The organism is Vibrio sp. RM-41-2B, assembly GCF_024744415.1.
GTDB classification, from domain to species: Bacteria; Pseudomonadota; Gammaproteobacteria; order Enterobacterales; family Vibrionaceae; genus Vibrio; species Vibrio diabolicus.
On sequence record NZ_JAMQWD010000015.1, the window covers coordinates 391,232 to 403,562 of the forward strand.

5 protein-coding genes are annotated in these 12,331 nt (G+C 47.0%); all 5 read right to left on the bottom strand.

The window, feature by feature from the left end; all coding sequences use genetic code 11:
• Positions 1-114 precede the first annotated feature (114 nt).
• Positions 115-8,829, bottom strand: a complete 8,715-nt coding sequence (locus tag NB463_RS11850; protein ID WP_258431532.1) for an Ig-like domain-containing protein — start codon at positions 8,827-8,829, stop codon at positions 115-117.
• Between the two features lie 120 nt (positions 8,830-8,949).
• On the bottom strand, positions 8,950-9,564 hold the full coding sequence (locus NB463_RS11855; RefSeq protein WP_164665489.1) for a phage tail protein: 615 nt from the start codon (positions 9,562-9,564) through the stop codon (positions 8,950-8,952).
• Between the two features lie 146 nt (positions 9,565-9,710).
• The gene (locus NB463_RS11860) at positions 9,711-10,658 is read right to left on the bottom strand and encodes a formyltransferase family protein (protein ID WP_258431533.1); all 948 of its coding nucleotides are present in this window, start codon (positions 10,656-10,658) and stop codon (positions 9,711-9,713) included.
• 7 nt (positions 10,659-10,665) lie between these two features.
• Positions 10,666-11,964, bottom strand: coding sequence for a hypothetical protein (locus tag NB463_RS11865; RefSeq protein ID WP_258431534.1), 1,299 nt, complete (start codon positions 11,962-11,964; stop codon positions 10,666-10,668).
• 103 nt (positions 11,965-12,067) lie between these two features.
• On the bottom strand, positions 12,068-12,331 hold a 264-nt coding region (locus NB463_RS11870; RefSeq protein ID WP_258515998.1), incomplete at its 5' end, for a hypothetical protein.

Here is a 12,331-nt window from a genome sequence, read left to right on the forward strand (position 1 = left end):
TAAACGTACTAGGTTCAAAGTAAAGCGACGTATCACGCATTAATCTCCAGTGATTTACCATACCGCTTCATGAGCAATTGGGATATAAATTATCGAAAAATACCAAACCATAAGTTAATACGCTGCTAACGGCTCAAAAAAATAACGAAGTTGTAGCGCAATTATATCAACATCATTTTCATGTAAAAAATAACGAGCGCCTTGGACACCGATCTCCCAATTATCTGAGAGGTTGTAGCCAACTTCTGCACCAATATATCCATCAAAACCATCCACTTCCGTCGTTATCTTGCTGCCTTGATACGTACTTTCAATATCGGTATCCCAGAACAAGCCCCCCAAACTCAGTTTTGCGGACCATGAATTGTATTGCCAGAACTTATAACCGATGTCGAAGCCTATGCCCTTTACAAGGAGCGGTGCTATAGATGCGACACTGGTGTGATAGTCTTCTGGTGAAGTAGTCGCACTGCGCAATGTTGCACTGCCTTCACCCATATCAATATAACGGATAGTTCCTGACCATTGCTCAGAAAAAGCATATCCAAACCCGATAGAACGGTAGAGCCCGGTGTTGTCAGTAGAGATTACGTTATCACCTTTAACAGCATCACGCTCATCTGCATGGCTTGACCCCATTTGAACATCAACATACCAACCAGCTTGACTACTAAAACTAAACACAGCAATTAGTGCTAGAGCACTGTTTCTTCCATAACGTTTCATGGCTCCTAACAAAATCAAAAGCATCAACACCATGCCACCCAATGATCCTGCTGAAGTATTTTCAACCTTTACATCTCTTACCAACTTAACTGTCACTATAACTTTCCCTGTGTCTTGCAGGCCTTGGCTATCTTGAATGATATATGTCAACACATCATTGCCTTCAAACCCTGAGGTAGGGGTATAGGTCACGCTCTGATCTGCATTCATGACCACCTGCCCATACTGCGCTTGGACTGAAACCAACTTCAATGTGTCGTTATCCGGATCGGTATCGTTAGCAAGGACATAAACCGTGACAGGGGTACGATCATCGGTGGTAATATTATCGTCCACCGCATTCGGATTCTGACTGTTTACCACATTCACCGTCACCTTCGCCGATCCCGTTCCACCATTACCATCCGTTACGCTATAAGTGATCAAAGCCTCCCCGTAGTACTGTGGTTGAGTGACATAACTTAGTTTATTATCAACCACACTAACACTACCAATATCTACAGAAGCGCGACTTACCTTCAGCCCATCACCATCAGCATCGGTATCATTGCTCAATACATCGAGCGTCACCGTACCATTGAGACTAACAAACGCATTGTCGTCAATCGCTTGAGGGAGTGCATTATTGTTTACACGAGCGGCAACGACGCCAGGGTCAACGACACTGCCATTAGCCAATCCGTCATCATCGTTCGGACCACCGTCTTCAATGGTAAGTTGTACACACCAGTCACCTTCAGTCAGACCCTGTGACCATGAACTGTGCCCTGGTGGCGGACAATAACCAGCCTCGCCAGCACTAGAAGAAACTGTGTTTTGAGCATCCTCAATAAAGTCTATCCACCCCTGTTCAGCGTTATACTTTCGGTACACTGCATTTGCTGGAACAGGTAAACGCTGAGGCAAAACTAATTGATAGCTTTGGCCGGGCAGCGGCAAATTAGTTACTACAAAATCAAAGATTCCCCCGATGCTCTTCATGTTGATATCTTTAGGAAGCTCCTCATCTAGCAATAAAGCTCCTCCTGTTGTGTTAGTCAGAATGGTTATTCCTTTGCGTAAACAGACACCTGGCTGCCCCTCAATGAGGAAGCGATCTTTTTCTGACACAACCTGTTGAATTACGTTACAGTCAGAAATTGCGTCAAGATAGTCAGGAATGCCATCACCATCACTATCATTATGACCTTCTTGATCATCCGGGATTAAGTCGCCATCACTATCTTCACTTCCGAGCTCCGCCAATGTTTGTACCACTTCTAAATAGACATTCCGTGTCACTGATAATGGTGGAGTGCCATTGTCAGTAACTGTCAATTGCAAATTGTAAATCGCTGAACTCAGTAATTGCGGAGAGAAAGTCAATGTTTCGCTGTACATCTGCCCCGCAATCGCTTGGTTAAGTACATCGCTATCACTAGTCCATCTGAAACTGTGTATATCTGACATATTTGCATCATTAACACTGCTTGTGATTGTGACCGGTTCAACACCATTTTCAATTTGGCTCCGCTGCTCCCCCGCCTGAGATACACTTACCGAGACCTTCGGAGCCACATTCTCTTCAAAGATTGTCAAGGTGTAACGACGCTTACTACCTAGATTAAGGGTGCTGTCCAAATCAATCACTAAGGTTTCAACGCCTTCACTTTGTCCATCATTAAGTAGTTCGAACGAAAGTTTGCCTTCGGTACCACTAGTTATCACCACTTCGCCAGAGGTGAGTGTGTGGTCATCACTGTCTGTGCTTCCTGAAACCGTGTAAGGTACGACTACTGGGTAACTCGGCGAAGGGCCGTTAAGGTGTATCGTTACGCTATGGTTGGTGCCTTCCGTGGTTTGCGCATCTTTGGAGATACTTATCAGTGGATACACTGTTACCGTTTGACTAGCCTCAGCGACGTTTCCATCAGAGTCTTGAGTACGCCAATAGACCGTATTAGTTCCAGGTCGGAAGAAGGTCGTGCTGTCGACCAATGAAACAGGTAATAGCTTGCCTGTACTATCTCGGGCCACGGCAGAGCCTAATGCAACTTTAGTAAAGAGCGAACTTGCGTTCACTTCGATATCTGAAGGTGCGGTTATTGTTGGTGCGTCCAATTTCGCACTTTTAATTGTCACGATTGCTTTCGCGGTGGCCTTTCCTCCATTACCATCTTTCACACTGTATTGCACTGTCACTGTACCAATTGAGGTCGTTGCCAATTGGATTTGACTGCCCACAATCGTTGCCGTTCCAGATGTAGGTTTAACCCATTCCAGTTGTAATGTGTCTAGATCAATATCGCTGTCGTTGCTGAGTACATCCAATAAGTAGCTACCATCGTTACTCTCGGTAAAGACATAGGTATCATTAACTGCCATTGGTTCATCATTGACGTTGATTACCGTGATGCTAAACGCTGCTAGAGAAGCGCTTAACTCACCGTCAGAGACACTAATAACAATATTATTGGTGCTGCCAACATGCTCATTTTCCGGCGTACCACTTAGCAACCCAGTAGCTCTATCAAAGGTTGCCCATGATGGTTTATTGCGGATTGAAAAGCTCAAGCTACTACTATCAACATCCGATGCCTGCAGCGCAAAGCGATACGTACTGCCTTCGTTGACAATAAGAGCAGGAGTGCCACTGATCACTGGCGCGTCATTGATATTGTTAACAACAATACTGAATCTATTGAGCATTGTGGTCGTGAGACCATCAGAAACCGAGATAACAATGCCCTGATATTTGCCAACATCACCATTATCTGGTGTACCACTGAGCGTGCCTGTTGATGCATCAAAGCTAGCCCAAGATGGCTTGTTCACGATACTGAAGGTGAAGGCTTGGCTGTCAACATCTGACACTTGTGGCGTGAACAGATAGGTGCTGTCTTCATTCACTTGTGTTGCTGGTGAGCCAGATATAACGGGTGCATCATTCACGTTATTCACAGTAATCGAAAACGCTGACAATGAGGAAGAAATTGTGCCATCGGATACGCTAATCACGATATCTGGATAAGTCCCCACATCACTGTTACTTGGCGTGCCAGAAAGTGCTCCTGTTGTCTTGTCAAATGTAGCCCAAGGTGGCTTGTTAGCTATCAAGTAGGTCAGAGTATCCGCTGGGTCATCGTCCAATGCCGCGGGCACAAACTGATACACACTATCTTCATCAACTTGCGCCGATGGGGTACCCGTAATCACTGGCGAGTCATTAACGTTATTCACCGTGATGGTCACTAACGCCACTCCAGAGGTAAGTTCTCCGTCACTTACGCTGTAAGTGAAACTGTCCTGACCAAAGAAGTTACTGTTACCCGTATAAACCGCGTGATTGCCTGTGACGGTAACATTACCGTTGACTGGCGATGTTACAATTTGATAGCTCAAAGATGAGCCTTCTGCATCGTTACCATTTAAAGTAATGGTCAGCGGTATCTCTTCCTCTCCCGTAGCACTGATATCGGTCGCGGTTGGTGTATCGTTGACTGGATTAACCGTCAAATCGACACGAACCTCTGTCGAGTCTAGATCACCGTCGTTGACCTTGAACAAGAAGAAGTCGGAGCCATTGAAGTTCGCTTCTGGTGTATAGCGCCAACCATTATTGGTCAACTGCTCTAGCACGCCATGACTGACTTGCTCAGTGATAAGATACTGCAGAGTGTCATCATCGTTATCAATATCTGAACCAACCAGCGTGATCACCAAACTATTGTCTTCATCAAGCGTTTGTGACTGTGCTTGCGCCATTGGTGCGTCGTTGACTGGTGTTACCGTCATGGTCACTGTTGCGACGTTAGATACAGCACCTGCTAAGTCTGCCACCGTATAGGTGAAGCTGTCTTCACCGAAGTAGTTCTCATTGGGGTTGTAAACAATCGCTCCTGACGCCGTCACGTTCACACTGCCATATGCTGGCGTATCGACGACTGTGACACTAGTGAGTTCAAAACTGTCTCCAGCATCGGCATCACTATCATTGCCTAATACGTTGACTTCAAAGGAGCCTCCCTCCAGTAGTTGTGCACTGTTATCAACAGCAACGGGGGCATCATTCACTGGCGTAATATTGAGCGTGACGGTTGCTGGCACGGAGACAGCTTGACCACTATCGGTTAACGTGTAGGTAAAGCTATGTTGACCATTAACGTTCGCTGTTGGCACAATCTTTAGGGTCCCATCGGCATTAACACTGACCGAGGCAAAACTGTATCCCCCCTCTCCTTGACCAAGATCTTGCAGGGTAATACTACTCGCGGTGAATGACCCATCTTCAATATCACTGTCGTTACTTAAAACATCGAGTATCGATGTGACATCTTCATCAAAGGTAAAACTGTCTGCCTCCGCCACTGGTGAGTCATTGACGGAACCGATATTGACGCTGACTGTGGCCGCAAGAGAAACGCCGCCTTCACTGTCTGCGATCGTGTAAGTAAAACTGTCGCTACCATTTTCATTCGCATTCGGCGTATATACAAAAGTGCCTACAGCTTGATCAATGGCGACTTGTCCTTTTTGAGGCAAACTAACTAACGCTAAATCACCCGCTGGGATGCCATCTTCAACATCCTTCGCTTGACTACGCGCGGTGACTGCTGCGCTTGCGGTATCTTCGTCAGTGTTAATGGTCAGCGCTTTCGCGACTGGCGCATCATTTATAGCCATGATAGTGACGGTCACTGTCGCGTCTTGTGACTCCTGCAACAGGGCATCTTTCACGGTATAGGTAAAGCTATCCGTGCCTGTCTCATTACTATTTGGCGTATAGGTAACAACACCATTACTGATCGACACCTGACCTTTAATTGGTTGCGTTTTAACCGTTGCAGAAGAAGCGACCATGTCATCATTAATATCGGAATCGTTGGCTAACAGATCAAATTGTTTCGCCGTATCTTCCTCAGTCGAGAAGCTATCATCAACTGCCGTTGGCGCGACATCGTAGCGTTTAGTCACCGTATCCGTCACTGCATCAGATGCATTGCCTGCGGCATCGGTTACCACCACGCTTACTGTCAACGTCCCCTCTTGCAAACCAGTGACGTCAATGCCCGTTACTTGCATGGTCTCCGAGGAGATTGTTTGACTAGCGCCGTCAATGGTCGTGGTACCGTCGGTCACGCGATAAGTGAACATCGCGTTCACTTCAGCTGCTGCGAAGGTAAAGCTCATCGCTTGTTCGTTGGTTTTGTTAATGCTCTCCTGATCAATGCTGATGCTATGTCCAGTCGGGATCCCCGTATCCACTGAAATCAACAACTGAGTCGCTGCAGTATTGAGGTTACCTGCAGCGTCGCTAAATTGCTCTGCTGCAACATTAATAGTTGCATCCTCAGTGCTTTCTTCTGCAGGTGTAAAGGTAGCCGTGTAACTGGCGCCACTGCCCGCAAAGTTAGAAAGAGTTCCGCCAGCAACGGTCACATCGGCTTCGGCAAAATCAGTTGCGGCTTCACTCAAGGTAAACGTGAGTGTTGTCGTTTCACCCGCTTTCAGCGCAGCGCTGGAGCTAGTGATACTGACGGTTGGAAGCATAGTATCGACGCTGATGGAAAGTGGTGTTGCTGCACTATTGCTGTTACCAGAGGCATCGGTAAATGTGCCGGTGGCAACATCAATGGTGCCGCTCGCCACACTCTCTTCCGTTGGTGTAAAGGTCGCCGTGTAACTGCTACCACTGCCTGCAAAGTTGGACAAACTGCCGCCAGTGACGGTGACATCTGACTCAGCAAAGTCACTTGATGACTCACTTAAGGTGAACGTGACACTCGCCATTTCGCCAGAGATCAAATCGAGGTCTGAGCTGCTCAAAGAAACAGTTGGCTGCACGTTATCTAACGTAAATGTTTTACTATCTGCACTGGAGGTGTTGCCCGCAGCATCGCTCTGGCTAGCCGCGACCGTCAGGGTGCCGTTGTTAAACGCACTTACATCAAGCTCACTGCCGCTCAACGTCCAGTTGCCTGAGTTGTCGGCCGTCACCGTACGACTGGCATAATTGCTGTAGTCCGTGATGGTCACGGTCACGCTATTGCCTGCTTCCGCGCCGGAGCCAGCAATCAGCACGTCGTTGTCTTCTGCCGCATTGACGATGCCATCAGTTTCAATCGGCGTGGTGATTGTCACAGCTGATGGTGCAGCGTTATCCAGGGTAATGCTCTGGGTGGCGGCGGTGGAAGTATTACCTGCTATATCTGCTTGGGTTGCAGACACCGTCAGGGTGCCGTTGTTAAACGCACTTACATCAAGCTCGCTGCCGCTCAACGTCCAGTTGCCTGAGTTGTCGGCCGTCACCGTACGACTGACAAAGCTGTTATTGTCCGTGATGGTCACGGTCACGCTGTTGCCTGCTTCCGCGCCGGAGCCAGCGATCAACACATCGTTATCTTCTGTCGCATTGACGATACCGTCGGTTTCAATCGGCGTGGTGATGGTCACTGCTGATGGGGCAGCATTGTCCAGGGTAATGCTCTGTGTGGCTGCGGTGGAGATATTACCTGCTATATCAGCTTGGGTTGCAGACACCGTCAGGGTACCATTGTTCAGGCCACTGATATCCAGCTCGCTGCCGCTCAGCGTCCAGTTGCCTGAGTTGTCGGCCGTCACCGTACGACTGACAGAGCTGTTATTGTCTGTGATAGTCACGGTCACGCTGTTGCCTGCTTCCGCGCCGGAGCCAGCGATAAGCACATCGTTGTCTTCTGCAGCGTTGACGATACTATCAGCCTCAATCGGCGTGGTAATGCTCACTACGGATGGTGCTACTGTATCAATGGTGACACTTAACGCGTTGGATGCCGAGCTAACATTATCATCGCTATCAGACGCTTTAGCACTTATTGCATGTGTAATACCAGACGCCAACTCATTGATTGTTATCTTCCAGTTTCCTCCAGTAGCAGTGCCTGTGCCAATAACCGTTGCACCTCCACCGACTTGATCACTGTATAAAGTAACGATCGATCCACTCTCAGAAATCCCACTAAACGTTGGAGTAGCGTCACTGGTAATATTATCAGTATTTAATGATCCGGTATCCGAACTAGCATCTAAATCGGGTGTAGATGGCGTATTTGGCGTGGTATCGACTGTAGTAAAGTTAAATGTGGCATCATCGCTGATCCCAGCAAAGCTATTATTTGCGGTGTCAGCCACGGCACTGGATTCAATATGAATGGCGTAAGTCCGGTTTCCTATCAGATCACTGGTTGGGTTTAAATAAACTTTATCGTTGGTAACACTGATGCGGCCAGCGCCTGGTGAAGTTGTTGTGCCATCGCTTTCGGTGGCAACATTAAATACTTCAAAATCGCGACTGTCTGTAACATTACGAATGGTAATATTGCCGCTCTTCAGCTCAATATTCTCATCAAAGGCAATCTCGATGTTGTTGCTAACAGAAACATTGGTTGCATCATCAGTGGGGGTTGAGCTCGCACTGACAAAAGTAGGCGCGGTTGAGTCTGAAACCGCAGCGTCATCAATCTTGATACTTTTGATAAGATAACGAGAGTCAGCACCCGGACTTCGGATAAACGCCATAGTCACTGTATCAACGTCCTGCCATGCAGAATCAGTAAAGTCTGTACCACGGGTCAGGGTAAACAAATCCTGTAACCCTGAGTTTGCTTCACCACCTTTTGGCAAGGTGACAGTTTCGGTCACTGTTTGAGTATTATTAGAGAAGCCAGTTAACACAAGTTGATACGTTTTATCTGAGTCTCGGGCCGACCCCTGCATAAAGGTAATTTCGTCGAAACTGAAGTTAGTACTTGATCTCTCAAAAAAGCGGAAGCCACGATTGTTGAACTCATTAATCATGGTATTTGAGAAAAAAACACCAGCTACAAACCCGAGGTCATTTAGGCCAGTAAACCGAGTGCTATCAGTGCTATTGCCGGCATCTAATACCATAGACACAGCACCTGTATTGGTAAGAGTGACCGAGGGCATACCCCCAGTGACGCCTGTCTCCACCTCACTAAAATTGGAACCTGAACCATTAGAGTAGTTAATCGTTTGCTGTGCAGCCCAGGCTTCACCGGAAAAAAACGCTGAGGACACCCATGCTGTTGTAATTGCGATCACTACCTGACGACGTAATCTCATTTTCCTCTCCTGAAGATGACGGCCTTATCAACATAGCCGGGTTATCATAATCAACTTAAATATTTAATTTTTTTATAGGAAAGGATTAGCGAAAGTTTCAGCCAATTCTTTCTTGGTTGATTAGCTACGCGGTGGGTATACTCCCGCAGTGGCAATTAACCAATTAATCGGCAATACCGGGCTCAAAATATTAAGTGGCTCTGAACCGCCTGTTTCAGTCACAGTTACAGTACCTCCTTCCGAGCCACCACCAGACACACTTAAGCCTTCGATCTCAGTCAAATCTGGTTGCTGAAACGTCGGTTTATAGAACCCGGGGGTAGAGTTTTGCGCTATATACGAATTACTTTCGGGTACCTGCGTATTTGCAGCATTGGTAGCAACCTGCATCCTGCCTGTTACAGGTGCAGAAGTGCCAAGAGGGGTAAAAATTGCCGTATGTAAGTGTGCTGGCATTTGGGTTATATCAATAGTTACCAGTTCAGTACCCAATCTTTCTCCCTGATGATAATCCATCCCCCCAGGTCGTGTGCCTACACCAACTGGACTGCGGCCACGCAAATCAGGTAAACCAAAGGTAGTTCGGGCGTCACCTCCGTATAGAGTGCTAACTAGAGAGAAGAGTGCTGGATTATCTTCAATTGCCTGCATTTGCCCCGAGCACATTGCCCAATTTCTAATTGCAAAATTGCCGCCAAATGCGGTTAGTGTCCCAAGATACGGTTCTGTAGCCATACTGTTCTTCCTTTTAACGTATACACTTAAGTTAAAACCAACCCATAACGTAATTGGTGTGGTTGGGTAAAACTTTCCAATCTCGCATTACTAAATACCGTTGCGGGCTTCATTAATGCCGCAAAGAGCCGTATTGAGATATTTCTTTACTCGCAGGCTGAAGCGTGCTGAAGCAATGACATCCCAGCGTCCAGCCCGGCCATTTGCGCGTAGCGATAACCCGAAAACACGCCTTGCTGTGTAGCAATAACATCTATTGATATTGCGCTATCTAACGTTTTCACTTGTAACCCATGTTGTGGGCTGATCTCGAGAATGCTCCCCGCCTCAACACCGGCTAAAGAAGTCTCCATTGCGCTTGCTTGCAAAACATTGGCGACACCATTTGGCAAGCTCAACATCGCACCTCCGAAGTCATGATTGCCTGCTCGCACTAAGTTGACGATTTCGCGACTCGTTTGCACGTTCCAACGAATGTGCAGATCATGTTGGTTTACTGCTCGTGCCACTTCGTTGGGGTTTGATACTTGCTTATGCCAAACCAGCCCTTGCTTTTGTTGCGCGATGAGGAAGTCATACATCAGCTTAGCCGTCATTTGTGACGCTTTTTGCTGAGCACTGGTTAAGGTCTCAAACGGGTGAAATGGTACCTCTAACTCCATTCCTATAGCGCCGGAATCAGCCGATGCCTCAAGACGATGCAGGGTGAGGCTAAAGGTGTCTAAACCCTCTCTTAATTGCCAATAGAGAGGCATCGGGCCTCGATACTCGGGCAGCTTTCCCGGATGAATGTTGTACAAGTTTCCGTTGAAAAACTGACACAGCGAGGAATGAACTATGTGCCTGAACAAATAGATGACGCCATCCGTGACTCGCCAAGCATCGAGTTGCGCTATCAAAGCACTGCTGTCATTGGCGGTATACTGAGCAATATGAATCGATTGAACGCTCAGATAGCTCTGTAGCTGCTGTAAGTCAGGATTTAGTTCTCCTTCCGGTACTACCACGCCCGCCAATTTATGCTGTTGTGCCAACAACTGAATGATGGGCAAGGCGTAACAACTTCCTGTAAAAACGACGTATTTTTGCTGCATATCGAAATCATCCATGGGTGGCGACAAAACCTGGCAATCCGGTTAACTGATAATAGAAACTGACCTTACCCCCTCCCTTCGCTTCAAAGTAATGGTGTTCAACAGCTTTGGGCTTGGCATCCACATAAAAAGTCATGTCGGGTTTAGGATGGGTAATACCAGAGTCGTATTGTCCGACCATCGCATCTCCGTAAGTATCGATATGGCTGTAAATGGCCAGGATACGTTTTGCCATATCTGGCACATCTTTCGGCAGCTCAATGGTGTTGCCTTGCAGCATTTTTATTCCACCATCTAGCTCAAAAATCTCGCTTCTGAGCAACATGGCTTTATTGACGTTAAGAATTTCTCCCAGATCAATTCGATCATCTATCGCTTCCGGCTGGCAATGGTTGGAATGTGCATACTCTGCTTTTTCCCATTGTCGATTAAATTCCGTCTCCCCGATGACCATCATGGCGCGCACAGATACCTGCTTGGGGATCATTTCGCCTTGAATATGTAAATATTGAACCAAATGTTTCGCGATGCTGAAGAACCCTTCCCGACTAAAGCCATGCTGCATCGCTTCAAGTATCAGGAGATCAAACGTTTGAGTTGGCGAAAATTGGGTAGCATCTTCTTCCACTAAGGCTTCAATGTAGTCTGCGATATCGAGATCCGCGATCAATTGATTGAGTGCTTTAATCGCTCCGGGGTGAATATCTACTAATGTCACCTGAAGCTGCTCTGCGCTAATCCGATCACTTTGTTTGTAGTGAGCAAGTAAAGGCAGCAGCAATGGTGCAAAGGGGCCGCAAGCTGGATAAAGCACTTTAACCTGTGGCTTGTTGGCAAGCATTTGTTGGATAGCTTTGTTTGTACCACACGCAAAGCCTTTAATTCGGTACACATCTTTGATGGTGTGTTTACAGTTAAGTGGAGACATCACCAGCCCAGATGTGGAAATGTACTGTCGGGTCAGTTCCTCTTGAGTGAGTTTAGCCAGAGAAAGAGATTGGCAAGCGTTGCCATACATGCTCTGAAAGGCTTGCACCAGTGTTCGGTGCTCAACTTTCGTCTCCTTCAATACGAGCTCAACTGCCGCAGCGAAACTCTCTTTCAGTTGCCGTTGGCGTTCAGCCGTGCTGAGTTGGTTTTGGAGCATAGCCTCAAGTTGAGTCCGTAATGAGTACTTAAGCAGCTCATCCATTTCGGGTTCAGCAAAACCAAACTGTTGAGTTTGTTGCTGCACTTCTTCAACACCGACCGTCTCACGAGATTGAGGACGTTGCTGGTAGAATTCTATAGGTGAGCCCTTTTGCATAATTCATGAACCTCAATTGCCGCTGTAGCAGTAGTTAATGATGTAAACAAGCCTGTACTTGAGAAAAACATACGCCATAAGCTCGGCGTTATAATATCTGATCTCACGGATCCAATTTCATAAACCGTACTGACAAAATTGGGCAGTAAAATTGAGATAAAAACAGTTCCAATTCTGGAAATTCAGAGAGTAGTAAACAGTTAGGGTAATAGGCCTTTCGATAGGATTCTTCTAAAGCAAGCGCTTGCCAATCCCCTCGATAACAAGATCGTTTGACATGTGGCAGCCACGCAGTCTCCTTGATAGAGGTAAGCGCGGCATTCAAGTGTGGTGTAATATGACATCCTTTTAACAGGCATAAAAAGCC